This is a genomic window from Pseudomonas sp. B28(2017) (assembly GCF_002113025.1).
Taxonomy (GTDB): domain Bacteria; phylum Pseudomonadota; class Gammaproteobacteria; order Pseudomonadales; family Pseudomonadaceae; genus Aquipseudomonas.
On sequence record NZ_NEJH01000011.1, the window covers coordinates 96912 to 121474 of the forward strand.

Below are 24563 nucleotides of genomic sequence, written 5' to 3' on the forward strand. Positions count from 1 at the left end.
TCATCACACGAAAGGCGAAGGGCACGGACCCTTCGCCTTTTTAAGCATTTACGCGCCGACTACGATCGGCCTTGCCAGAGGCGGGACGGCGGCGCTGACAGGCGCGATGCCGGCTTCGAACTCTGGACGGAAGTATTTGATTGCGCTGCCCAACGGCTCCACGGCGCCCGGTGCGTGAGCACAGAAGGTCTTGCCCGGGCCGAGGAAACCGACCAGACCCAGCAGGGTCTCGATGTCGCCTGGCTGGCCTTCGCCGTTCTCGATGGCCATCAGGAGCTTGACGCTCCATGGCAAGCCATCACGGCACGGGGTGCAGAAACCACAGGATTCGCGAGCGAAGAATTGCTCCATGTTGCGCAGCAGGGACACCATGTTGATGCTGTCGTCCACCGCCATCGCCAGGCCAGTACCCATACGGGTGCCTACCTTGGCGATGCCGCCGGCGTACATTTGAGCGTCCAGGTGCTCCGGCAACAGGAAGCCGGTACCGGCGCCACCAGGCTGCCAGCACTTGAGCTTGTAACCGTCGCGCATGCCACCGGCGTAGTCTTCGAACAGCTCGCGAGCGGTGACGCCGAATGGCAGTTCCCACAGGCCCGGGTTCTTCACCTTGCCGGAGAAGCCCATGAGCTTGGTGCCCATGTCGTCGCTGCCTTCGCGGGCCAACGATTTGTACCAGTCCACGCCGTCGGCAATGATCGCCGGGACGTTGCAGAGGGTTTCAACGTTGTTCACGCAAGTCGGCTTGCCCCACACGCCCACGGCGGCAGGGAAGGGCGGCTTGGAGCGCGGGTTGGCGCGACGGCCTTCGAGGGAGTTGATCAGTGCGGTTTCTTCACCGCAGATGTAACGCCCGGCACCGGTGTGGACGAACAGCTCGAAATCGAACCCACTGCCCAAAATGTTTTTACCCAGCAGCCCCGCTGCCTTGGCTTCTTCCACGGCACGGTTCAAGTGCCTGGCGGCGGTGGTGTATTCGCCACGCAGGAAGATGTAGCCACGGTAGGTTTTCAGTGCGCGGGCACTGATCAGCATGCCTTCGATCAGCAGATGGGGCAGTTGCTCCATCAGCATGCGGTCTTTCCAGGTGTTCGGCTCCATTTCATCCGCGTTGCACAGCAGGTAGCGGATGTTGATGGATTCGTCCTTGGGCATCAGGCCCCATTTCACGCCAGTGGGGAAGCCGGCACCGCCGCGACCCTTGAGGCCGGAATCCTTCACGGTCTGGACGATGTCGTCCTGGGCCATGTCGGCGAAGGCCTTGCGCGCTGCGGCGTAACCGCTCTTGGCCTGGTACTCGTCAAGCCAGACGGGTTCGCCGTCGTCACGCAGGCGCCAGGTGAGCGGGTGAGTCTCGGCCGAACGCTTGATGCGGTTGGCAGGACCGAAGGAAGTCAGGGTCATACGTAGCCCTCGAGCAATTTGGCAACGCCTGCTGGCTGAACATCACCGAAAGTGTCGTCGTCGATCATCAACGCCGGTGCCTTGTCGCAGTTGCCGAGGCAGCAGACCGGCAGCAGGGTGAAACGACCGTCGGCGGTGGTCTGACCCAAGCCGATGCCCAGTTTGCTCTGGATTTCGCTGACCACCGACTCGTGCCCGCCGATGTAGCAGACCATGCTGTCGCAGACGCGAATGATGTGGCGGCCGACCGGCTGACGGAAGATCTGGCTGTAGAACGTCGCCACGCCTTCAACGTCGCTGGCCGGGATGCCGAGGATCTCGCCGATGGCGTACAGGGCGCCGTCCGGCACCCAGCCGCGCTCCTTCTGGACGATCTTCAGGGCTTCGATGGACGCCGCGCGCGGGTCTTCGTAGTGATGCAACTCGTGCTCGATGGCCGAGCGCTCGGTTTCGCTCAAGGCGAAACGGTCTGTCTGGATAAGCGTGCTGTTCATGCTTAGCGGTCCACGTCGGCCATAACGAAATCGATACTACCCAGGTACGCAATCAAGTCCGCGACCATGCTGCCTTTGATCACCGAAGGGATCTGCTGCAGGTGGGCGAAACTTGGGGTACGAATCCGGGTGCGGTAGCTCATGGTGCCGCCATCGCTCGTCAGGTAATAACTGTTGATGCCCTTGGTCGCTTCGATCATCTGGAAGGATTCGTTGGCCGGCATGACCGGGCCCCACGAAACTTGCAGGAAGTGTGTGATCAAGGTTTCGATGTGCTGCAGGGTGCGTTCTTTCGGCGGCGGCGTGGTCAGCGGGTGATCCGCCTTGTACGGGCCTTCCGGCATGTTGCGCAGGCACTGGTCGATGATCCTGATGCTCTGGCGCATCTCCTCGACACGCACGATGCAGCGGTCGTAGGCATCGCCATTGGCAGCCAGCGGCACTTCGAATTCGAAGTTCTCGTAGCCCGAGTACGGACGCGCCTTACGCACGTCGAAATCGCAACCGGTCGAACGCAGGCCGGCACCGGTGATGCCCCATTCCAGGGCCTCTTTGGTGTTGTAGTCGGCGACGCCGATGGTCCGGCCACGCAGGATGCTGTTGTCCAGGGCAGCCTTCTGGTATTCGTCCAGACGCTTGGGCATCCACTCGACGAAATCCTTGACCAGTTTTTCCCAGCCGCGAGGCAGGTCGTGGGCGACGCCGCCAATACGGTACCAGGCCGGGTGCAGACGGAAACCGGTGATGGCTTCGATCACGGTGTACGCACGCTGACGGTCGGTGAAGGTGAAGAACACCGGGGTCATGGCGCCGACGTCCTGGATGTAGGTACCCAGGAACAGCAGGTGGCTGGTGATCCGGAAGAACTCGGCCATCATGATGCGGATGACGTCGACCTTCTCCGGCACCTTGATGCCGGCCAGCTTCTCGACCGAGAGCACGTACGGCAGGTTGTTCATCACGCCGCCGAGGTAGTCGATACGGTCGGTGTACGGGATGAAGCTGTGCCAGGACTGACGCTCGGCCATTTTCTCGGCACCACGGTGGTGGTAGCCGATGTCCGGTACGCAGTCGACGATCTCTTCACCGTCCAGTTGCAGGATGATGCGGAACGCACCGTGCGCGGACGGGTGGTTCGGGCCGAGGTTGAGGAACATGTAGTCCTCGTTCGGGCCGGAACGCTTCATGCCCCAGTCTTCAGGCTTGAAGCGCGCAGACTCTTCCTCGAGCTGTTGCTTGGCCAGGTTCAGGGTGAACGGGTCGAACTCGGTGGCGCGGGCCGGGAAGTCCTTGCGCAGCGGGTGACCTTCCCAGGTCGGCGGCATCATGATGCGCGACAGGTGAGGGTGGCCTTTGAAGTCGATGCCGTACATGTCCCAGACTTCACGCTCGTACCAGTTGGCGTTCGGCCAGATGCTGGTGACGGTCGGCAAGCTGAGGTCGCTCTCGGACAAGGCGACCTTGATCATCACGTCACTATTACGTTCGATCGACATCAGGTGGTAGAACACGGAGAAGTCGACGCCGTTCGGCAGTCCTTGACGTTTGGTACGCAGGCGCTCGTCCACGCCGTGCAGGTCATAGAGCATGACGTACGGCTTGGGCAGGTTACGCAGGAAAGTCAGGACTTCGACGAGTTTGGCGCGGGCAACCCAAAGCACCGGCATGCCGGTGCGGGTAGGCTGGGCGGTGAACGCCTCCGGGCCAAAACGGTTGTTCAGTTCGACGACCACATCCTGGTCGTCTGCCTTGTAAGGCGGGATGTACAGAGCACTGCCTGTAGTCATGGTCATTTATCGCTTTCGGTCAACGTAAAGAATGAAGCCAGGTTCTCGTTCTATGAAAAGAAACAGATCTGGATCAGACTTCGTCGGGGCTGCGCAGGTTGGTTACCTGAATACGCTGTTCGCGGCGCTTTTCCTTCTCGGAAGGCATCTCGGCGCGGTACACGCCTTGATCGCCAACGACCCAGGAAAGTGGGCGACGCTCCTGGCCAATCGACTCCTGCAACAGCATCAGGCCTTGCAGGAAAGCTTCAGGGCGGGGCGGGCAGCCAGGCACGTAGACGTCCACGGGCAGGAACTTGTCCACCCCTTGAACGACGGAGTAGATGTCGTACATGCCACCGGAGTTGGCGCACGAACCCATGGAAATGACCCATTTAGGCTCGAGCATTTGCTCGTAGAGACGCTGAATGATCGGCGCCATCTTGATGAAGCAGGTACCGGCGATAACCATGAAATCCGCCTGACGCGGCGATGCCCGGATAACCTCGGCGCCAAAGCGCGCGATGTCGTGGGGCGCCGTGAAGGCGGTGGTCATTTCCACGTAGCAGCACGAAAGACCGAAGTTATACGGCCACAGGGAGTTCTTGCGCCCCCAGTTGATCGTGCCGTTGAGCACGTCTTCGAGCTTGCCCATGAAAATGTTTTTGTGGACTTGATCTTCTAACGGATCGGAAACGGTTTCCCGTTGGCCAATCGGATACTGCTCGTTAGGAGCATCGGGGTCGATCCTGGTGAGATTGTATTGCATTGCCAAAGCCTCATTGTTTCAGCTTCGCTTGCCGCTTGCGCCGAGCTTCCGGAGCCCAGTCAAGGGCGCCCACTCGGAATAGGTAGACAAGGCCTGCCAACAGAATTGCTATGAAAACGAGAGCTTCGACGAATCCGGTCCAGCCGCTTTCGCGGACGGACACAGACCATGCAAAGAGAAAGAGGGCTTCGATATCGAAGATCACGAAGAGCATCGCGACCAGATAGAATTTGGCTGAGAGCCGCAAGCGGGCGCCACCTGTAGGTAGCATGCCGGACTCGAACGGTTCGTTTTTGCTGCGGCCCCAGGCTTTTGACCCGAGTAGGCTGGAAACGCCCAACATGAAGGCACAGAGGCCGACAACGCCTAGAAGGAAAATGGCAAAGCCCCAGTTGTGGGCCATGAGTCCTGTCGCTTCGGGCATGCTGGTAATCCTTAACAGAGAGCAAAGGTCTCTGAGCTTGAAAAGAAACAAAGCAGTGACGATATGTCGCAGCAATCAATCCCGCTGATTTTATGGCTAAACACCCGGCAAGTAAAATTCCTATAGCGAAATTATTTATAGGAATAAGGACATAACGAGTCTGCAGAACCCGGTAGCCCTTGCGTTGCGGGCATTAGGGGTCTTTTCGCAAATAATGTTTTGTAGGGAATGTAACGAACATAGCTGTGTCTAAATGATAATCAATATTGTTTGTGGTGGTTTTTAAACTGTTTGCCCCTCGGATACTCGGGAAGTTGTCTTGTTTGAACGTTACAGCAAGTAGCAGGGGTGTGCGTTTTAGAGGATTTTTCTGACGTTGATACCGCTCTGGATCAATGTTTTCGCTTGAGGTCACCACCAACCCTGTGGGCTTGCCCGCTCCCACGGGAATCTACGGTGATTTCGAAATCACGCGCAAAAAAAACGCCCCGAACCAGTCGGGGCGTCAGATGTGCAGCGTTGCGGTTAGCTTTTTATCCGGTCCGCAGCGGCTGATATTTCAAGCGAAGCAGATCAGTGGAACTGTTCTTCTTCGGTCGAACCGGTCAGTGCGGTTACCGAAGACGAGCCACCCTGGATCACGGTGGTCATGTCGTCGAAGTAGCCGGTGCCCACTTCCTGCTGGTGAGCCACGAAGGTGTAACCCTTGGCAGCGTCGGCGAATTCCTGCTCTTGCAGCTTCACGTAGGCAGTCATGTCGTTGCGGGCGTAGTCGTGCGCCAGGTTGAACATGCTGTGCCACATGTTGTGAATGCCGGCCAGGGTGATGAACTGGTGCTTGTAGCCCATGGCGGACAGTTCGCGCTGGAACTTGGCAATGGTCGCGTCGTCCAGGTTTTTCTTCCAGTTGAAGGAAGGCGAGCAGTTGTACGACAGCAGTTGGTCCGGGTATTCCTTCTTGATCGCTTCGGCGAAGCGACGAGCTTCTTCCAGGTCCGGCTTGGCGGTTTCGCACCAGATCAGGTCAGCGTACGGCGCGTAGGCCAGGCCGCGAGCGATGGCTTGATCCAGGCCGGCGCGAACCTTGTAGAAACCTTCCTGGGTACGTTCGCCAGTCACGAATGGCTGGTCGTACGGGTCGCAGTCGGAAGTCAGCAGGTCAGCAGCGTTGGCGTCGGTACGAGCCAGGATGATGGTCGGGGTGCCGGCAACGTCAGCCGCCAGGCGGGCAGCGATCAGCTTCTGTACGGCTTCCTGGGTAGGAACCAGTACCTTGCCGCCCATGTGGCCGCATTTCTTCACGGAAGCCAGCTGGTCTTCGAAGTGAACGCCGGCGGCGCCTGCTTCGATCATGCTCTTCATCAGCTCGTAAGCGTTCAGTACGCCGCCGAAACCGGCTTCAGCGTCAGCCACGATGGGTGCGAAGTAGTCGATGTAGCCAGCGTCGCCCGGGTTCTTGCCGGCTTTCCACTGGATCTGGTCGGCGCGACGGAACGCGTTGTTGATACGCTTGACCACGGTTGGAACCGAGTCCACCGGGTACAGCGACTGGTCCGGGTACATCGATTCGGCGGAGTTGTTGTCCGCAGCCACTTGCCAGCCCGACAGGTAGATCGCCTGGATACCGGCTTTGACTTGTTGTACAGCCTGGCCGCCGGTCAGGGCGCCCATGCAGTTGACGAAATCTTTCTCAGGACGGAAGGCCGGCTTGGCACCCTGGGTGACCAGGTTCCACAGCTTCTCGGCGCCCATTTTTGCAAAGGTGTGCTCAGGTTGAACCGAGCCACGCAGGCGGACGACGTCAGCAGCGGAGTAAGTGCGTGTCACGCCTTTCCAGCGCGGGTTTTCAGCCCAGTCTTTTTCGAGGGCTGCAATTTGCTGTTCGCGTGTCAGTGCCATGGGAGATAAACCTCGTCGCGTCTTTATGAAAAGTTGTTCTGCGGTGGAAAATTCCTGCGCTCGCTGACCAGAAGCTTAAGCGGTCAAGTCGGATTCGGCGGGGAGGGCGACGGGATGAACGATCGGCTCGAGGGGAAGTGAGCAGGTAAAGGCGAACTGCGGGCGCATTCGGGCGTCGTGGGCCTTGGTACGAACATCAGTGTGCTGCCGGGTTACCTAATTACGCTTCCGTCCCTCGGGACAACTTCGTTCCAGTCGACAACCTCGTCAAACACACCTTGTGGGCGGTACAGACACGATGCGGTTCGCGGGGGTAGGTTGCGAACATCGCCTCGAAGGCCCTTGCCAGGGCCCCTGATTAGCGGGAGCGAGGCCATCATGCCTTCGCTTTTTTGGCTCGTCAAACGTTTTGTAGTGCTTTTTTTGTGGCACTACATCTTTGGTCTAATACGACTCGGCAGTCAGTTTTTGGTGCTTTAGTCCAGGGTGTCGACTTTCACCCGCAAAGTCATGTCATTGCGGCTCTGGGTCGAGTAGCTGCGGCTCAGGCCCTGTTTGTCGGCCTGGGTCTGGCCATTGACCCCGGCCAGCAGGATCCACTCACCGAGGTGCCCGGTGACGGTTGTGTCGGTGCTTTGTACGTTCACTACATCGGGACGTTCCTGGCTCATGCGGTCACGGTTGGTGCTGATCGACAGGTGAACGATCTCACCGGTGACGTTTGCAGTGACGTAGAAACCCTGGGTGACATTGCGATACTCGGTCTGGCTGCTGTAACCGCCATAGGAGTCACTCTGGCTGCTGGTGATCGGCACGCTCTGGCCGACCTGGATCAGTGCCGGTGCGCCTTCGCTGGCCTGCACTTGCTGAATGCCGCCGTCGCGGCTATCGGTGCTGTAGTTGATGATGCGGGTCTGGCTTGGCTTCGCGCCGTTCACCGCGTAACCCTGGTCACCCTGGAAGTTGTTGTCGCTGGTATCGACGGTGATCAGCAGTCGTTTGGGTGCCGTATCGAGTTGCGAAAGAAGGGCTTTAAGTTCGTCGATCTTGCGTTGATCGGCGTTGACGATCAGTTGACTGCCATAGGCGCTGACCTGGCCTTCCTTGCCAACGAAATCCTGCGCCACCGACAGCAGGTCGGCGCTGGTGTGGTATTTGAGGGGGATGATTTCTGTGGCTGCCATCACCGAAAAACTGCAGCCGAGCAGCAGGGTGGTAAGCAGGGTGCGTAGGGACATGTCCATTATCTCCGCGTTCTAAAGGCTTGATATTGCCACTTTGTCGGCCTTGGATGGGGCAAGTTGAATCGTAGACAGCAAAACGCCCCGGTATCCGAAGATAACAGGGCGTTTTGTGGTGTTCTTCAGGCCGCCATCGCGAGCAAGCTCGCTCCCACAGGGGGCGATGGCGGTGCTGAAATTATCCGTCGCTCACCAATCTGATGCGGGAGCGAGCCTCGGTCTCAAGCCGAATGGCGAACCATGTCCACATGCGGAATCCCGGCTTCCAGGAACTCCTCACTGACCATGTTGAAGCCCAGGCGCTCATAGAACGCCGTGGCTTGCACTTGAGCGCTGAGCATCTGCTGCTTCAGGCCGCGCTCTTCGGCTTCGCCAATCACTGCTTGCATCAGCGCGTCGCCGACTTTCAGGCCGCGCCAGTCCTTGAGTACCGACACTCTGCCGATGTGACCATCGGGCAGCAAGCGGGCGGTGCCAATCGGAAAGTCGCCTTCGAACGCGAGGAAGTGCACGGCAGTTGCATCGTCGGCATCCCATTCCAGTTCGGGTGGAACTGACTGTTCGGCGACGAACACCGTTTCACGAATGCGCCGGATCTCGGCGTTGTCCTTCTGCCAGTCTGCGACACGTACGTGAATCTTATTCATCGGCGAACCCCAGGCTTCCTTGCTTGACCAGTTCGCACAGCAGGCCGCGGCCGTCTTCGTCGCTCAGCCATTCGCCGAGGTTGTCGGCGTGCAGCGCGTCGGCGGCGCAGATCATCTTCAGCAGTTCGCGCAGTTTGCCCGGCAAATAGCGGCTCTGGCCGCTGGCGAACAGCAGCAGGTCGTCGTCGACTTCGGACCACGCCAGGCGCGCGCTCGGGTTGCGAATCAGGATTGCGCCTTGCTCCAGTTCGTTCATGAAGTCGTCTTCTTCGACGTCTTCCGGGCCCACCACCAGTTCCGGGTAGCGTGGCTCGGTCATGAACTGGCCGAACCAGGTCAGCAGCAGGCGCTCGTCGCTCATGTGTTCGGCCAGCAGGCCTTTCAAGCGGTCGAGTGCGTCGCGCTGGATCTGGTGAGGATCGGCTGTCGGTACGGCGTCGGCGTCGGTGTAGCGTTCTTCGTCCGACAGGAACTGGCTGAGGAAGTCGGTGAAGTGGGTCAGCACTTCAGCGGCGCTCGGCGCGCGGAAGCCGACCGAGTAGGTCATGCAGTCATCGACAGCGACGCCGCAGTGGGCCAGGCGTGGTGGCAGGTAGAGCATGTCGCCCGGTTCCAGCACCCATTCGTCGGTGGCTTCGAAGTCAGCGAGGATGCGCAGGTCGGCGTGGGCCAGCAGCGGGCTTTCGGTGTTGCACATCTGGCCGATCTTCCAGTTGCGCTTGCCGTGGCCTTGCAGCAGGAATACGTCGTAGTTGTCGAAGTGCGGACCAACGCTGCCACCCGGTGCGGCATAGCTGATCATCACGTCGTCGATGCGCCAGCTCGGCAGAAAACGGAAGTTTTCCAGCAGTTCGCTGACTTCCGGCACGAATTGATCCACGGCCTGCACCAGCAGGGTCCATTCGCGCTCTGGCAATTTGCTGAATTCGTCTTCGGCGAACGGACCGCGACGCAATTCCCAGGGGCGCTCGCCGTGCTCGATGATCAGGCGCGATTCGACTTCTTCTTCCAGTGCCAGGCCGGCCAACTCGTCGGCGTCGATCGGGCTTTCGAAATCAGGAATCGCCTGACGGATCAACAGCGGCTTTTTCTGCCAGTAGTCGCGCAGGAATTCCCGTGCCGTGATGCCGCCCAGAAGTTGAAGAGGAGTATCAGGATTCATGTGTAACCTATTGAAAAAATGCACTTTTCAGACGGGAATAAAAACGCCCGGCGCGGCCGGGCGTCTTAAAAGGGTCTAGCGGTCGATCAGATGCGTTTGGCTTGTGCTACAGCGTTGCCGATGTAGTTGGCCGGGGTGAGCAGTTTCAGCTCGGCCTTGGCGGCAGCTGGCATGTCCAGGCCGTCGATGAAAGTCTGTAGCGCTTCAGGGCTGATGCCCTTGCCGCGGGTCAGTTCTTTCAGCTTTTCATATGGGTTTTCGATGTTGTAGCGACGCATCACGGTCTGGATCGGCTCGGCCAATACTTCCCAGCAGGCGTCCAGGTCAGCGGCAATCTTCTGCTCGTTGAGCTCCAGTTTGCTGATGCCTTTGAGGCTGGCTTCGTACGCGATCACGCTGTGGGCGAAGCCGACACCGAGGTTGCGCAGCACGGTGGAGTCGGTCAGGTCGCGCTGCCAGCGGGAGATCGGCAGCTTGCTCGCCAGGTGCTGGAACAGTGCGTTGGCGATGCCCAGGTTGCCTTCGGAGTTTTCGAAGTCGATCGGGTTGACCTTGTGCGGCATGGTCGACGAACCGATTTCGCCAGCGATGGTGCGCTGTTTGAAATAACCCAGGGAGATGTAGCCCCAGATGTCACGGTCGAAGTCGATCAGGATGGTGTTGAAGCGTGCGATCGCGTCGAACAGCTCGGCAATGTAGTCGTGGGGTTCGATCTGCGTGGTGTACGGGTTGAAGCCCAGGCCCAGCTCATCTTCGATGAAGGCGCGGGCATTGGCTTCCCAGTCGATCTCCGGGTAGGCCGACAGGTGTGCGTTGTAGTTGCCGACAGCGCCGTTGATCTTGCCCAGCAGCGGAACGGCAGCGACCTGGGCGATCTGACGCTCCAGGCGGTAGACCACGTTCGCCAGTTCTTTGCCCAGGGTGGTCGGCGAGGCCGGTTGGCCGTGGGTGCGCGACAGCATCGGCACGTCGGCGAAGCGGATGGCCAGTTCGCGGATGGCATTGGCGGTCTGGCGCATCAGCGGCAGCATCACGTCATCACGGCCTTCGCGCAGCATCAGGGCGTGGGACAGGTTGTTGATGTCCTCGCTGGTGCAGGCAAAGTGGATGAACTCGCTGACTTTGGCCAGTTCCGGCAGCTTGGCCGCTTGCTCTTTGAGCAGGTATTCGATGGCTTTGACGTCGTGGTTGGTAGTGCGCTCGATCTCTTTGACGCGCTCGGCGTGCTCCAGAGAGAAGTTTTCCGCCAGGGTATTGAGCACAGCGTTGGCTTCGGCGGAGAACGCCGGCACTTCGCTGATGGCAGGGTGAGCGGCCAGGCGCTGGAGCCAGCGTACTTCAACCAGGACGCGGGCGCGGATCAGGCCGTACTCGCTGAAAATTGGGCGCAGGGCCTGGGTTTTGCCGGCGTAGCGGCCGTCAACAGGGGAAACCGCAGTGAGCGAAGAGAGCTGCATGGGGTGTTCTCGGACAGTCGGGCAACGAAATGGGGCGCGTATCATACATGAAAAAATCCGCCGGTCCGTCGCCAACTGACCGGCGTATTACGCGTATTGCTAGGTTCGGTTCTGTCGATGCGGGTTATTCGTTACGCATCAATGGGTAAAGCTCTTTCAGCAATTTGCGGCGGCTGATCACCAACTGCCAGCGATGACCGCCCAATTGCCGCCACAGGCGCGCCGAACGAATGCCAGCCAGCAGCAGGGCGCGAATTTTCGAGGCATTGCTCGGTTGTTGCAGGTTGCGCATGTCGCCGTGCACCTGGATGCGTTGACGCAGGGTGCTCAGGGTGTCCTGGTACAACGCGCCGCACGCGGCGATCACGTTTTCGTGCGCCGGGCCGAAGTGTTCGACCTGGGACTGAATCTGCGGCAAGCGTAAACCGATCACGTCGAGCATATCGTCGCGCTTTGCCAGTTGGCGCTCAAGACCGAGCATGGCCAGGGCATAGCGCAGCGGCTCGCGCTGCAGGGCGCTTGGGTCGCGTTCGAGGGCGCCGATCAGGGCGCGATAACCTTCACGCAGGTTGATGTCATCGCCGCCATAGACTTCCAGAGTGTCTTTGGGGTCGCGAATCAGCAGGCTGCCGAGCATGCAAGTCAGGCCGGCCTCGTTGGTCTGGCCGGTCTTGGCAATCCTGTCCACCAGCACGGCGGCGAGAAACACGCCGCCCAGTGCTGTCAATTGCTCCTGAATGGGGCTCATTGTTGCTCGCCTTTGGGAGTGTCCTTGCTGGTCCATGGCTCAGCCACTTCAATCACACCGCCGCCGAGGCAGACTTCGCCGTCATAGAACACCACGGACTGGCCCGGAGTGACCGCGCGTTGCGGATCATCGAAGGTTGCGCGATAACCCGTGGCGGTCTTTTCCAGGGTGCAGGGCTGGTCGCCCTGGCGATAACGGACCTTGGCGGTCAGCTTGCGCGGCTGGCTCAGATCGATCGGGTTGACCCAGTAGATATCGGAAGCGAGCAGGGCGCGGGAGAACAGCCACGGGTGATCGTTGCCCTGGCCGACGATCAGTTCGTTGTGTTCCAGGTCCTTGATCAGCACGTACCACGGCTCATCGCTGGCATCTTTCAGTCCGCCAATGCCCAGGCCCTGGCGCTGGCCGATGGTGTGATACATCAGGCCGTGGTGACGGCCGATGATTTCGCCTTCGGTGGTCTTGATCTCGCCCGGTTGCGCCGGCAGGTACTGCTTGAGGAAATCGCTGAAGCGGCGTTCGCCGATAAAGCAGATCCCGGTGGAATCCTTTTTCTTCGCGGTCGCCAGCTCGTATTTCTCGGCAATGGCGCGCACTTGCGGTTTTTCCAGCTCGCCGACCGGGAACAGGGTCTTGGCGATCTGCTCGCCGCCGACGGCGTGCAGGAAGTAGCTCTGGTCCTTGTTCGGGTCCAGGCCCTTGAGCAGCTCGGTGCGGCCGTCGATGTCGCGGCGACGCACGTAGTGACCGGTGGCGATCAGGTCGGCGCCGAGCATCATGGCGTAGTCGAGGAACGCCTTGAACTTGATTTCGCGGTTGCACAGGATGTCCGGGTTCGGCGTGCGTCCGGCCTTGTATTCGGCCAGGAAATGCTCGAACACGTTGTCCCAGTACTCGGCGGCGAAGTTGGCGGTGTGCAGCTTGATGCCAATCTTGTCGCATACGGCCTGGGCGTCCGCCAGGTCATCCATGGCGGTGCAGTATTCCGTTCCATCGTCTTCTTCCCAGTTCTTCATGAACAGGCCTTCCACCTCATAACCCTGCTCGATCAGCAGGAGGGCGGAAACGGAAGAGTCCACGCCGCCGGACATGCCGACAATAACGCGCTTCTTTTGTGTGTCAGAAGGGGCTGGATCACGCATAGGGATTCAATGAGTGTCTTGAAAAAGGACGCGATTCTAACAGGCTGGAGCCCGCAAGGCTAAAGAGAAGGACGGATCAATTCGAGGCCGAAGTGTTTACCGTCCAGATAATCATCGATGCAGCGGATGATCAGCTCGCTGCGCCAGTTGGCACGTTGTTCGATTAATTCTTCACGGGTCAGCCACTTGGCGCCGACAATGCCGTCGTCCAGTTGGTAGTCGGGATGGTGTTTCAACGCTTTGGCGATGAAGCAGACCCGCTGGTATGTCACGCCGTTGCTGGGGGCGGTGTAGAGGTAAATGCCCAGTACGCCGGTCGGTTCGACGTCCCAGCCGGTTTCCTCGAGGGTTTCACGGATAGCGGCTTCGGTCAGGGTTTCGTTCGGATCCAGATGGCCGGCGGGCTGGTTGAGCACCGTTCGTCCGTGTTTGGATTCTTCGACCATCAGGAAGCGACCGTTGTCTTCGACGATGGTGGCGACGGTGATGTGGGGTTTCCAGTCCATGAAGCGTCCTCGGATTAAGTTTGGAATGCGATCAATGTGGGAGCGAGCCTGCTCGCGAAAGCGGTGGGTCAGTCAGCATTGATGTTGAATGATCAACCGCTTTCGCGAACAGGCTCGCTCCCACAGGGGTTAGTGTCCACATTTGAGTTGTAGCAAACACCAAAAACACAAACCCCGGCACTTGGCCGGGGTTTGTGATGTTCCCTTACAGCCTTAAGCCAGCGCAGCGACAGCCGCGTTGAAGGTTGCGCTTGGGCGCATGGCCTTGCTGATCAGCTCGGCGTCGGCGTGGTAGTAACCACCGATGTCCACTGGCTTGCCCTGAACGGCGTTGAGCTCGGCAACGATGGTCGCCTCGTTCTCGGTCAAGGTCTTGGCCAGGGTCGCGAACTGCGCTTGCAGTGCAGTGTCTTCGGTCTGGGCAGCCAGGGCTTGAGCCCAGTACAGCGCCAGGTAGAAGTGGCTGCCGCGGTTGTCGATGTTGCCGACTTTGCGCGATGGCGACTTGTTGTTGTCCAGGAACTGGCCGGTGGCCTGGTCCAGGGTCTTGGCCAGAACCAGCGCCTTTGGATTGTTGTAGGTCACGCCCAGGTGTTCCAGGGACGCAGCCAGGGCCAGGAATTCACCCAGCGAATCCCAGCGCAGGAAGTTTTCTTCCAGCAATTGCTGAACGTGCTTCGGAGCCGAACCGCCAGCGCCGGTTTCGAACAGGCCACCGCCGTTCATCAGCGGCACGATCGACAGCATCTTGGCGCTGGTGCCCAGTTCCATGATCGGGAACAGGTCGGTCAGGTAGTCACGCAATACGTTGCCGGTCACCGAGATGGTGTCTTTGCCTGCGCGGGTGCGCTGCAGGGTGTACTTCATGGCGTCGACCGGCGACATGATCTGGATGTCCAGGCCGGCAGTGTCGTGATCCTTCAGGTAAGCCTGAACTTTCTCGATCACCACGCCATCGTGGGCGCGCAGCGGGTCCAGCCAGAAAATCGCCGGAGTGCTGCTGGCGCGAGCGCGGTTGACGGCCAGTTTGACCCAGTCCTGGATCGGCGCGTCTTTGGTCTGGCACATGCGGAAGATGTCGCCGGCTTCAACCGACTGCTCCAGCAGCAGGTTGCCCTTGCTGTCGGTGACGCGAACAACGCCGTCAGCCTTGATCTGGAAAGTCTTGTCGTGGGAGCCGTACTCTTCGGCCTTTTTCGCCATCAGGCCAACGTTTGGCACGCTGCCCATGGTGGTTGGATCGAAGGCGCCGTTGACCTTGCAGTCTTCGATCACTGCCTGGTAGATGGTGGCGTAGCAGCGATCCGGGATCACGGCTTTGGTGTCGTGCAGTTGGCCATCGGTGCCCCACATCTTGCCGGAGTCACGGATCATGGCCGGCATCGAGGCGTCGACGATCACGTCGCTCGGCACGTGCAGGTTGGTGATGCCTTTGTCGGAGTTGACCATCGCCAGGGAAGGGCGAACGGCGTAGACCGCCTGGATGTCGGCTTCGATGGCGGCTTGCTGCTCGGCAGGCAATGCCTTGATGCGAGCGTACAGGTCGCCAATGCCGTTGTTCAGGTTGAAGCCGATCTGTGCCAGTACGTCAGCGTGCTTGGCCAGTGCGTCCTTGTAGAACTCGGCAACGATCTGGCCGAACATGATCGGGTCGGAGACCTTCATCATGGTGGCTTTCAAGTGAACCGACAGCAGCACGCCTTGTGCCTTGGCGTCTTCGATTTCGGCCGCGATGAAGCTGCGCAGGGCGTTTTTGCTCATGACTGCGCAATCGAGGATCTCACCGGCTTGTACGGTGGTCTTTTCTTTCAGGACGGTGGAGGTGCCGTCCTGAGCAATCAGTTCGATTTTCACGGCGTCAGCGGCGTCGATCAGGGCGGCTTTTTCGCTGCCGTAGAAATCGCCGGTGCTCATGTGCGCAACGTGGGACTTGGAGTCCTTGGCCCAGGCGCCCATTTTGTGCGGGTGCTTGCGTGCGTAGTTCTTGACCGACAGCGGAGCGCGGCGGTCGGAGTTGCCTTCACGCAGAACCGGGTTCACGGCGCTGCCCTTGACCTTGTCGTAGCGCGCCTTGGCTTCTTTGTCGGCGTCGCAGGTCACGGTTTCCGGGTAGTCCGGCAGGTTGTAGCCCTGGGCTTGCAGTTCTTTGATCGCCGCTTGCAGCTGTGGAACCGAAGCACTGATGTTCGGCAGCTTGATGATGTTGGCTTCAGGCGTAACGGCCAGGGCGCCCAGTTCGGCGAGGTGGTCGGCTACGGCTTTGTCGCCCAGTTGCTCGGGGAAGCTGGCCAGGATGCGCCCTGCAAGAGAGATATCGCGGGTTTCAACGGCGATATCGGCCGAAGCGGTGTAGGCCTCGATGATAGGCAACAGAGAATAGGTGGCGAGGGCTGGGGCTTCGTCGGTGAAGGTATAGATGATCTTCGAGCGGGTGGGCATATTCGGATTAACTCTCTCTTCTTTGCTAAAGCGTGCGCAGAAACTCGAGGGCGCCGGGTAAGCGCGTTCGTTCAAAGTCATCCATGAGCCGAATATCGAGGTTTCGTTGCTGTGATGTTGGGTGCATCAGTAGGGTGTCAAGTAGCGGGGCTGCGGTAACAGACCAGCTTATCGGGCGTAAACACTCATCGTAGAGCTGTTCAGCCCGTCGTGACCCTTTAGTCAGCGGCGGCATTATACATAGGTAGCTGGCAATCTGCCGATGGTTCATACGCAACGAATGTCGTCCATTGGTCTAAAGGTCGCAGGGGCCGGCAGGGCGTAAGGTCATTCGTCGTGCTTGAGTTTGGCGCTTTTCCCTTTGCTTTCAGGCTTGTAGCGCGCGAGTTGCAAGGCTTTGCGGCAGTTGAATGGAACATAGGGTTTGCGCGCCGATTCAACTGGGTTACGCTCGAACCAAGCCAGATGTTCAATCCAATCAATGGAGTTCAGCATGGGTTACAAGAAGATTCAGGTTCCAGCCGTCGGCGACAAAATCACCGTCAATGCAGACCATTCTCTCAATGTTCCTAATAACCCGATCATCCCCTTCATCGAAGGCGACGGCATTGGTGTCGACATCAGCCCGGTCATGATCAAGGTTGTCGATGCTGCTGTTAAGAAGGCTTATGGTGGCGAGCGCAAGATTTCCTGGATGGAAGTGTACGCCGGGGAGAAAGCGACTCAGGTTTACGATCAGGACACCTGGCTGCCTCAGGAAACCCTGGACGCGGTCAAGGATTACGTGGTTTCCATCAAAGGCCCGCTGACCACCCCCGTCGGTGGCGGCATCCGCTCCCTGAACGTGGCCCTGCGTCAGCAACTCGACCTGTACGTCTGCCTGCGCCCGGTGCGCTGGTTCGAAGGCGTGCCCAGCCCGGTCAAGAAGCCGGGCGATGTCGACATGACCATCTTCCGCGAGAACTCCGAAGACATCTACGCCGGCATCGAGTGGAAGGCCGGTACGCCGGAAGCCACCAAGGTCATCAAGTTCCTCAAGGAAGAAATGGGCGTTACCAAGATCCGTTTCGACGAGAACTGCGGTATCGGCGTCAAGCCGGTGTCCCTGCAAGGCACCAAGCGTCTGGCGCGCAAGGCCCTGCAATATGTGGTCGACAACGATCGCGATTCGCTGACCATCGTGCACAAAGGCAACATCATGAAGTTCACCGAAGGTGCCTTCAAGGAATGGGCCTACGAAGTGGCGGCTGAAGAGTTCGGCGCGACCCTGCTCGACGGTGGTCCGTGGATGCAGTTCAAGAACCCGAAAACCGGCAAGAACGTTGTCGTCAAGGATGCCATCGCCGACGCCATGCTCCAGCAGATCCTGCTGCGCCCGGCCGAGTACGATGTGATCGCAACCCTGAACCTGAATGGCGACTATCTCTCCGACGCCCTGGCGGCGGAAGTGGGCGGTATCGGTATCGCACCGGGCGCCAACCTGTCCGACACCGTGGCCATGTTCGAAGCCACCCACGGTACGGCGCCGAAGTACGCAGGCAAGGACCAGGTCAACCCGGGTTCGCTGATCCTGTCCGCTGAAATGATGCTGCGCCACATGGGCTGGACCGAAGCGGCCGACCTGATCATCAAGGGCACCAATGGCGCGATTTCCGCCAAGACCGTGACCTATGACTTCGAGCGTCTGATGGAGGGCGCGAAACTGGTGTCGTCTTCCGGTTTCGGTGACGCGCTGATCTCGCATATGTAAGAAAACGCAGGCATATGAAAACCGCCTGATTCAAGCATTTGAGTCAGGCGGTTTTTTTATGGCGGGATGGTGGTGTGGACTTACACCGTAACGGTCTGTTGCACGGGGGTGGATGTCGCTTTCGAAGTGTCCACCGGGTTGCCGATGTTGATTGCGTGCAGACCTTTGGGGCCCTGGATGATGTCGAATACGACAGCTTGCCCGGCTTTCAGGGTTTTATAACCTTCCATCTGGATGGCGGAGTAGTGGGCAAACAGGTCTTCTGTCTTGCCGTCCTCAACGATGAAACCGTAACCCTTGGCATTGTTGAACCATTTGACCTTGCCACTGATCTTGCCGCCTGACATACCCATATCCCTCTGCAACAGACTCCATCACTGGAGTATCATCCAGTACATCCGCAGTCGAATCTGTAAATAAGATTGACTCCGCGGACCTTTTTTACCCACTGTGGGCTCTATTGGTTGTAACACCGTTTTGCCGATAGTCAAGCTGACCGGCAGTCGGAGTTGAAAACGCTGATAGCCGCCCCCACCACTGTATTTGAACCACTGACGAACCTTTCTTTCCATGCATGCAATCAGCCAGATTCGACTAACATTCAATCAGGATCACCCTGATTTACACGACGACGATTCCACAGGCATTGCTGTTCAGGAGGCAAAGCCTGCACTACAGGCGCCGCCGATGTACAAGGTGGTTTTGTTCAACGATGACTACACACCGATGGATTTCGTCGTCGAAGTGCTCGAGGTGTTTTTTAACCTGAATCGCGAGCTGGCGACCAAGGTCATGCTGGCCGTCCATACGGAAGGACGGGCAGTATGTGGAGTGTTTACCCGCGACATCGCCGAGACCAAGGCCATGCAGGTCAACCAGTACGCCAGGGAAAGCCAGCATCCGCTACTCTGTGAAATCGAGAAGGACGGTTAATCGCCGGACACTTGGGTATGAGGTGAAGCTATGTTAAACCGCGAGCTCGAAGTCACCCTCAATCTTGCCTTCAAGGAGGCCCGTTCGAAGCGTCATGAATTCATGACCGTCGAGCATCTCCTGCTGGCCCTATTGGACAATGAGGCTGCCGCCACCGTTTTGCGTGCCTGCGGCGCAAACCTCGACAAACTGAAGCATGACCTGCAGGAGTTCATCGACTCCACCACGCCATTGATCCCGGTTCATGACGAGGATCGCGAAACCCAGCCAACCCTGGGCTTCCAGCGTGTACTGCAGCGTGCTGTGTTTCACGTACAGAGCTCGGGCAAACGCGAAGTGACTGGTGCCAACGTGCTGGTCGCGATCTTCAGTGAGCAAGAGAGTCAGGCAGTGTTCCTGCTGAAACAGCAGAGCGTTGCCCGTATAGATGTCGTCAACTACATCGCCCATGGTATTTCCAAGGTGCCGGGGCATGGCGATCATTCTGAAGGTGAGCAAGATATGCAGGACGACGAGGGTGGTGAGTCTTCTTCCTCGGGCAACCCCCTGGATGCTTATGCCAGCAACCTCAACGAGCTGGCGCGCCAGGGGCGTATCGATCCGTTGGTGGGTCGTGAGCTGGAAGTCGAGCGTGTCGCGCAGATCCTGGCGCGTCGTCGTAAAAACAATCCGCTGCTGGTGGGCGAGGCGGGCGTGGGTAAAACCGCGATTGCCGAAGGCCTGGCCAAGCGCATTGTCGATAACCAGGTGCCGGATCTGCTGGCAAACAGCGTTGTTTATTCCCTCGATCTTGGTGCTCTGCTCGCGGGCACCAAGTATCGTGGTGATTTCGAGAAGCGCTTCAAAGCGTTGCTCAATGAACTGAAAAAACGTCCGCAGGCGATCCTGTTCATCGACGAGATCCACACCATCATCGGGGCGGGTGCCGCGTCCGGTGGTGTCATGGATGCCTCGAACCTGCTCAAGCCGCTGTTGTCCTCGGGTGATATCCGTTGCATCGGTTCGACCACCTTCCAGGAATTCCGCGGCATTTTCGAGAAGGACCGTGCTTTGGCCCGGCGCTTCCAGAAGGTCGATGTATCGGAGCCTTCGGTGGAAGACACCATTGGCATCCTGCGCGGCCTGAAAGGGCGTTTCGAAAGTCATCACAATATCGAATACAGCGATGAAGCCCTGCGCGCCGCCGCCGAACTGGCCTCGCGCTATATCAATGACCGGCACATGCCGGACAAGGCGATCGATGTGATCGACGAGGCGGGTGCCTATCAGCGCCTGCAACCGGTCGAGGTGCGCGTCAAGCGTATCGAAGTGCCTCAGGTCGAGGACATCGTTGCGAAAATCGCGCGGATTCCGCCCAAGCACGTCACCAGTTCCGACAAGGAGCTGTTGCGTAACCTCGAGCGCGACCTGAAGTTGACCGTGTTCGGTCAGGATGCCGCGATCGACTCGCTGGCAACCGCGATCAAGCTGTCCCGTGCCGGCCTCAAGTCCCCTGACAAGCCTGTCGGTTCGTTCCTGTTCGCAGGGCCTACCGGCGTCGGTAAAACCGAAGCGGCGCGTCAGTTGGCCAAGGCGCTGGGTGTCGAGTTGATTCGTTTCGACATGTCCGAGTACATGGAGCGCCACACCGTATCGCGCCTGATCGGTGCGCCTCCGGGTTATGTTGGGTTCGATCAGGGCGGTCTGCTCACCGAAGCCATCACCAAGCAGCCACACTGCGTGCTGTTGCTCGATGAGATCGAGAAGGCGCATCCGGAAGTCTTCAACCTGCTGTTGCAGGTCATGGATCACGGTACGTTGACCGATAACAACGGGCGCAAGGCGGATTTCCGTAACGTTATCGTCATCATGACGACCAACGCCGGTGCCGAGACTGCAGCTCGCGCTTCGATCGGTTTCACCTATCAGGATCACTCCTCCGATGCGATGGAAGTGATCAAGAAGAGCTTCACGCCGGAATTCCGCAACCGTCTGGACACCATCATCCAGTTTGGTCGCCTCAGCCATGAGGTCATCAAGAGCGTGGTGGACAAGTTCCTTACCGAGCTTCAGGCGCAGCTGGAAGACAAACGAGTGTTGCTGGAAGTCACCGATGCGGCCCGCAGCTGGCTCGCCGAAGGTGGCTACGACGCGGCAATGGGGGCTCGCCCAATGGCGCGCCTGATCCAGGACAAGATCAAGCGTCCGCTGGCGGAGGAGATTCTCTTTGGCGAACTGGCCGAACATGGCGGTGTGGTGCACATCGACATCAAGGACGGCGAACTGACCTTCGAGTTTGAGACCACGGCCGAGATGGCCTGACGTTAAAAAGCAAAACAGAAAGGCGCCGAGAGGCGCCTTTTTGCTGTCTGTTGATCGGCATATCCGCTGTCTGTAGGGGCAACCGGTCGACGCTCGACTGCTCGCGATGGTCGTCAACGATGATGCGGGAAGTTTGACTTGATCCGGTGTCCTCGGGTTTTTCGCGAGCAGGCTCGCTCCTGCAGGGGGGGGGCAAATCGCAGGCAAACAAAAACGCCCGGCATAAGCCGGGCGTCTTGTATTGACTTGCTTCGTGAGCGGGCTCTATCTCTGTAGGAGCGAGCTTGCTCGCGATGGTCGTCAACGATGATGCGGGGAGTCTGACTTGACGCGCTGCCCTCAGGTTTTTCGCGAGCAGGCTCGCTCCAACCTTAGCGTGCGCGGTAGGTGATGCGCCCTTTGCTCAAGTCATAGGGAGTCAGCTCGACGCGCACTTTGTCGCCGGTAAGAATACGGATGTAGTTCTTGCGCATCTTGCCGGAGATATGCGCGGTTACGACGTGCCCATTTTCCAACTCCACACGAAACATGGTGTTGGGCAGGGTGTCGACGACAGTGCCTTCCATTTCGAAGCTGTCTTCTTTCGACATGCAGTAAAGCCCTCGGTGTCCAATGAATGGCCCGGTGCAACTGCGCCAGGCAAAAGCGGCGTGCATTGTGCCCGAAAAGTGGGGTTTAAGCCAAGGGGTTTAGGGCTGGCTCTAGTTTAGAACCACCCAGCGCTGATTAATCAGCAACTCAATGGGGCGATATTGAGTCTTGTAGTTCATTTTTTTGCAGTTTTTGATCCAGTAGCCGAGGTAGACCGCTTCCAGCCCAAGCCGGCTGGCCTCGGCGATTTGCCAGAGGATTGCGTAGCGCCCAAGGCTGCGACGCTCTTCGGCAGGCTCGTAGAAGGTGTAGACCGCCGAAAGACCGTTCGGCAGCAAATCGGTGACGGCGACGGCCAGCAGCCGGCCGTTAAGGCGGAACTCATAAAAACGTGAAAACGGCAGGTCCCGCACCAGGAATGTCGAAAACTGGTCGCGACTTGGCGGGTACATATCGCCATCCGCGTGACGCTGTTCGATATAGCGCTGGTAAAGGTCGAAGTACTCTTCGTTGAAGCCGGGCTTGGCCGGGCGCACCTGCAGGTCCGTATTGCGCTTGAATATGCGTTTCTGTTGCCGATTGGGCGTGAACTGCCCCACGGGAATGCGCGCCGGAACGCACGCATTGCAGTTCTGGCAATGCGGCCGGTAGAGATGATCGCCGCTGCGACGAAACCCCATCTCTGACAGGTCTGCATAGACATGCACATCCATGGGCTGGCTAGGGTCGAGGAACAGGGTCGTAGCCTGCTCGTCGGGCAGATAACTGCAAGAGTGCGGCTGAGTGGCATAGAACTTCAAGCGCGCCAACTCGGTCATGATCAACCCTCGGGATAATGCTTTTGATTAGGGGGCGTTCTCAGTTAATTTCACCGTCGCGTTGTCGCCTTAAAGCGAGCCATGCAAGGCGCAGGCCGCTGGGAATGGTTGTTCCCTTCCCAAGGTCTGCAACGCGGCCTGGCTCGCTTTAAGGCACAACCCGAAGGGCCGGGCCTGCTGTTGTGCAGGGCTGCGTTACTCGAAGCTTGTTTGGAATGACCAAACCACGCTTCTCGTGCCTTGCCCTGCACAACAGCAGACCCGGCGCGGCGGTGAAATTAACTGAGAACGCCCCCTAAGTGTAAGCCACGTGCGCAAAAGACGCTCAGCAAACCCAGGTGGCAGTGTTGGGCTGGTCCAGATACCTGGCCAGATAGCCGGCAAACTCGTGGCGGGGTATCGCCCGGGCTCCGAGGCTGTGCAGGTGATCGGTGGGCATCTGGCAATCGATCAGTACAAACCCCGAGTCTTTCAGATGTCGAACCAGTGTGGCAAAGCCGAATTTCGAGGCGTTGTCGACGCGGCTGAACATGGACTCGCCGAAAAACAACCGGCCCATTGCCAGGCCGTACAACCCGCCGACCAGTTCGTCCCCGTCCCACACTTCCACCGAGTGCGCGTGACCACGCCTGTGCAGTTCGATGTAGGCATCTTGCATCGCCTCGGTGATCCAGGTGCCGTCGGCATAATCCCGGGGGGCCGCACAGGCGCGGATGACGGCGGCAAAATCCGCGTCGAAGGTCACTTGATAGCGTTGCTGGCGCAGCAGTTTGTTCAGGCTGCGCGAGACGTGCAGTTCGTCGGGAAACAAAACCGTGCGCGGGTCCGGGGACCACCAGAGGATCGGCTGACCTTCGGAGAACCATGGGAAGCAGCCGTGGCGATAGGCCGAGACCAGCCGATCGGCGGACAGATCACCGCCGGCAGCCAGGAGTCCGTTGGGGTCGCGCATGGCCTTTTCCAGCGGTGGGAAATGCAAGGTATTGCGTTGTAACCAAGTCAGCATGGCATCCGGGCTTGCAGAAGGGGAGGGCAGTGGTGGGTGTTGGCTCGCTATAAAGTTTGCCTTCAAACGGCAGGAATGTCGTCGAGGTATTTTTCAGCGTCCAGCGCCGCCATGCAACCGGCCCCGGCAGACGTAACGGCCTGGCGATAAACGTGGTCGGCCACGTCGCCGGCGGCAAACACGCCTGCTATCGCCGTAGCGGTGGCATCGCCTTCGCTGCCACCCTTGACCAACAGATACCCGTTGCGCATTTCCAGTTGTCCCGTAAACAGGTCGGTGTTGGGCTTGTGACCGATGGCGATAAACACCCCGGCCAGCGGCAGTTCCCTGGTTTCGCCGGTGTGGCTGTCCCGCAGGCGGGCGCCGGTCACGCCACTGGCATCACCAAGCACTTCGTCCAGATTCTGGTTCCAGTGCAGGCGGATATTGCCATTGGCAGCCTTTTCGAAGAGTTTGTCCTGGAGGATTTTCTCCGAGCGAAGTTTGTCGCGCCTATGGATCAGGTGCACTTCCTTGGCGATGTTCGACAGGTACAACGCTTCTTCGACCGCCGTGTTGCCACCACCGACTACCGCAACCACCTGATTGCGATAGAAGAATCCATCACAGGTCGCGCACGCCGAAACCCCTTTGCCGGCAAAAGTTTCTTCCGACGGCAGGCCCAGATATTGCGCAGAAGCGCCGGTGGCAATGATCAGCGCGTCGCAGGTGTAAGTTCCGCCATCGCCGATCAGTTCGAACGGCCGTTGTTGCAACTTGGCAGTATGGATGTGGTCGTAAACGATCTCGGTGGCAAAGCGTTCGGCGTGTTTTTGCATGCGGTCCATCAGGACCGGCCCGGTCAGGCCTTCGACGTCACCTGGCCAGTTATCGACTTCGACGGTGGTGGTGAGCTGGCCACCTGCCTGTATGCCGGTGATGACAACGGGCTTGAGGTTGGCGCGAGCGGCATAAACGGCTGCGCTGTAACCGGCAGGGCCGGAGCCCAGGATAATCAGGCGGGAATGCTTCGCTTCGCTCATAAAAACACCTCATAAGCCTTTGTCACAAAAGAGAATGCATGCTC

At 59.0% G+C, this 24563-nt stretch carries 23 protein-coding genes; 3 read left to right on the forward strand and 20 right to left on the reverse strand.

Going from position 1 to position 24563, the window contains the following annotated elements:
- Positions 1-48 precede the first annotated feature (48 nt).
- The 15 genes from nuoF to CAF65_RS28520 form a co-directional block, all read right to left on the reverse strand.
- Complete coding sequence (gene nuoF / locus CAF65_RS22920) at positions 49-1404, reverse strand: NADH-quinone oxidoreductase subunit NuoF (RefSeq protein WP_085718316.1); 1356 nt, start codon at positions 1402-1404, stop codon at positions 49-51.
- Positions 1401-1898: an NADH-quinone oxidoreductase subunit NuoE gene (nuoE, locus tag CAF65_RS22925; RefSeq protein WP_007970445.1), complete on the reverse strand. Its 498-nt coding sequence runs from the start codon at positions 1896-1898 to the stop codon at positions 1401-1403. Before nuoE ends, nuoF begins: the two co-directional genes overlap by 4 nt.
- 2 nt (positions 1899-1900) lie before the next feature.
- Complete coding sequence (gene nuoC / locus CAF65_RS22930) at positions 1901-3685, reverse strand: NADH-quinone oxidoreductase subunit C/D (protein ID WP_085718376.1); 1785 nt, start codon at positions 3683-3685, stop codon at positions 1901-1903.
- 73 nt (positions 3686-3758) lie between these two features.
- The gene (locus CAF65_RS22935; RefSeq protein WP_007970441.1) at positions 3759-4433 is read right to left on the reverse strand and encodes an NADH-quinone oxidoreductase subunit B family protein; all 675 of its coding nucleotides are present in this window, start codon (positions 4431-4433) and stop codon (positions 3759-3761) included.
- Between the two features lie 10 nt (positions 4434-4443).
- Positions 4444-4857, reverse strand: coding sequence for an NADH-quinone oxidoreductase subunit A (locus CAF65_RS22940; protein WP_003223812.1), 414 nt, complete (start codon positions 4855-4857; stop codon positions 4444-4446).
- A gap of 573 nt (positions 4858-5430) precedes the next feature.
- Complete coding sequence (gene aceA / locus CAF65_RS22945; RefSeq protein WP_085718317.1) at positions 5431-6756, reverse strand: isocitrate lyase; 1326 nt, start codon at positions 6754-6756, stop codon at positions 5431-5433.
- A gap of 476 nt (positions 6757-7232) precedes the next feature.
- Positions 7233-7994, reverse strand: a complete 762-nt coding sequence (locus tag CAF65_RS22950; protein ID WP_085718377.1) for a secretin N-terminal domain-containing protein — start codon at positions 7992-7994, stop codon at positions 7233-7235.
- 224 nt (positions 7995-8218) lie between these two features.
- A complete protein-coding gene (locus CAF65_RS22955; protein ID WP_085718318.1) occupies positions 8219-8644 on the reverse strand; it encodes a GNAT family N-acetyltransferase in 426 nt (141 codons plus the stop codon).
- Entirely contained in the window at positions 8637-9806 is a 1170-nt protein-coding gene (locus CAF65_RS22960; RefSeq protein ID WP_085718319.1) for a cupin domain-containing protein, read from the reverse strand. The genes CAF65_RS22955 and CAF65_RS22960 overlap by 8 nt, the downstream gene beginning before the upstream one ends.
- A gap of 86 nt (positions 9807-9892) precedes the next feature.
- Positions 9893-11263 carry an adenylosuccinate lyase gene (gene purB, locus CAF65_RS22965; protein WP_007940861.1) on the reverse strand — a complete coding sequence of 457 codons (1371 nt, stop codon included), beginning with the start codon at positions 11261-11263 and terminating at the stop codon, positions 9893-9895.
- Positions 11264-11387: 124 nt separating this feature from the next.
- On the reverse strand, positions 11388-12011 hold the full coding sequence (hflD, locus tag CAF65_RS22970; RefSeq protein ID WP_085718320.1) for a high frequency lysogenization protein HflD: 624 nt from the start codon (positions 12009-12011) through the stop codon (positions 11388-11390).
- Positions 12008-13153, reverse strand: coding sequence for a tRNA 2-thiouridine(34) synthase MnmA (gene mnmA, locus CAF65_RS22975; protein WP_085718321.1), 1146 nt, complete (start codon positions 13151-13153; stop codon positions 12008-12010). Before mnmA ends, hflD begins: the two co-directional genes overlap by 4 nt.
- Positions 13154-13212: 59 nt before the next feature.
- A complete protein-coding gene (locus CAF65_RS22980; protein WP_085718322.1) occupies positions 13213-13659 on the reverse strand; it encodes an NUDIX hydrolase in 447 nt (148 codons plus the stop codon).
- Positions 13660-13872: 213 nt separating this feature from the next.
- Positions 13873-16098 carry an NADP-dependent isocitrate dehydrogenase gene (locus CAF65_RS22985; protein WP_085718323.1) on the reverse strand — a complete coding sequence of 742 codons (2226 nt, stop codon included), beginning with the start codon at positions 16096-16098 and terminating at the stop codon, positions 13873-13875.
- Between the two features lie 327 nt (positions 16099-16425).
- On the reverse strand, positions 16426-16593 hold the full coding sequence (locus tag CAF65_RS28520) for a hypothetical protein (protein ID WP_178076736.1): 168 nt from the start codon (positions 16591-16593) through the stop codon (positions 16426-16428).
- Here CAF65_RS28520 and icd point away from each other — a divergent pair.
- Complete coding sequence (gene icd / locus CAF65_RS22990) at positions 16592-17848, forward strand: NADP-dependent isocitrate dehydrogenase (RefSeq protein WP_057399856.1); 1257 nt, start codon at positions 16592-16594, stop codon at positions 17846-17848. The two genes, CAF65_RS28520 and icd, sit on opposite strands and share 2 nt — an antisense overlap.
- An 80-nt stretch (positions 17849-17928) precedes the next feature.
- On the opposite strand, the gene cspD is transcribed toward icd, so the two are convergent.
- Positions 17929-18195, reverse strand: coding sequence for a cold shock domain-containing protein CspD (gene cspD / locus CAF65_RS22995; protein WP_256578701.1), 267 nt, complete (start codon positions 18193-18195; stop codon positions 17929-17931).
- A 223-nt stretch (positions 18196-18418) separates the two neighbouring features.
- On the opposite strand from cspD, the gene clpS reads away from it, so the two are divergent.
- Positions 18419-18781 carry an ATP-dependent Clp protease adapter ClpS gene (clpS, locus tag CAF65_RS23000; protein WP_033052565.1) on the forward strand — a complete coding sequence of 121 codons (363 nt, stop codon included), beginning with the start codon at positions 18419-18421 and terminating at the stop codon, positions 18779-18781.
- A gap of 30 nt (positions 18782-18811) precedes the next feature.
- Entirely contained in the window at positions 18812-21082 is a 2271-nt protein-coding gene (gene clpA / locus CAF65_RS23005; protein WP_085718325.1) for an ATP-dependent Clp protease ATP-binding subunit ClpA, read from the forward strand.
- A 371-nt stretch (positions 21083-21453) separates the two neighbouring features.
- Here clpA and infA read toward each other — a convergent pair whose 3' ends face one another.
- The 4 genes from infA to trxB all read right to left on the reverse strand — a co-directional run bounded on the left by infA (position 21454) and on the right by trxB (position 24519).
- Positions 21454-21672: a translation initiation factor IF-1 gene (gene infA, locus CAF65_RS23010; RefSeq protein WP_002553999.1), complete on the reverse strand. Its 219-nt coding sequence runs from the start codon at positions 21670-21672 to the stop codon at positions 21454-21456.
- 111 nt (positions 21673-21783) lie between these two features.
- Positions 21784-22491, reverse strand: coding sequence for an arginyltransferase (locus CAF65_RS23015; protein WP_008015549.1), 708 nt, complete (start codon positions 22489-22491; stop codon positions 21784-21786).
- Between the two features lie 325 nt (positions 22492-22816).
- A complete protein-coding gene (aat, locus tag CAF65_RS23020; protein WP_085718326.1) occupies positions 22817-23497 on the reverse strand; it encodes a leucyl/phenylalanyl-tRNA--protein transferase in 681 nt (226 codons plus the stop codon).
- Between the two features lie 62 nt (positions 23498-23559).
- Positions 23560-24519 carry a thioredoxin-disulfide reductase gene (trxB, locus tag CAF65_RS23025; RefSeq protein ID WP_085718327.1) on the reverse strand — a complete coding sequence of 320 codons (960 nt, stop codon included), beginning with the start codon at positions 24517-24519 and terminating at the stop codon, positions 23560-23562.
- Positions 24520-24563 lie beyond the last annotated feature (44 nt).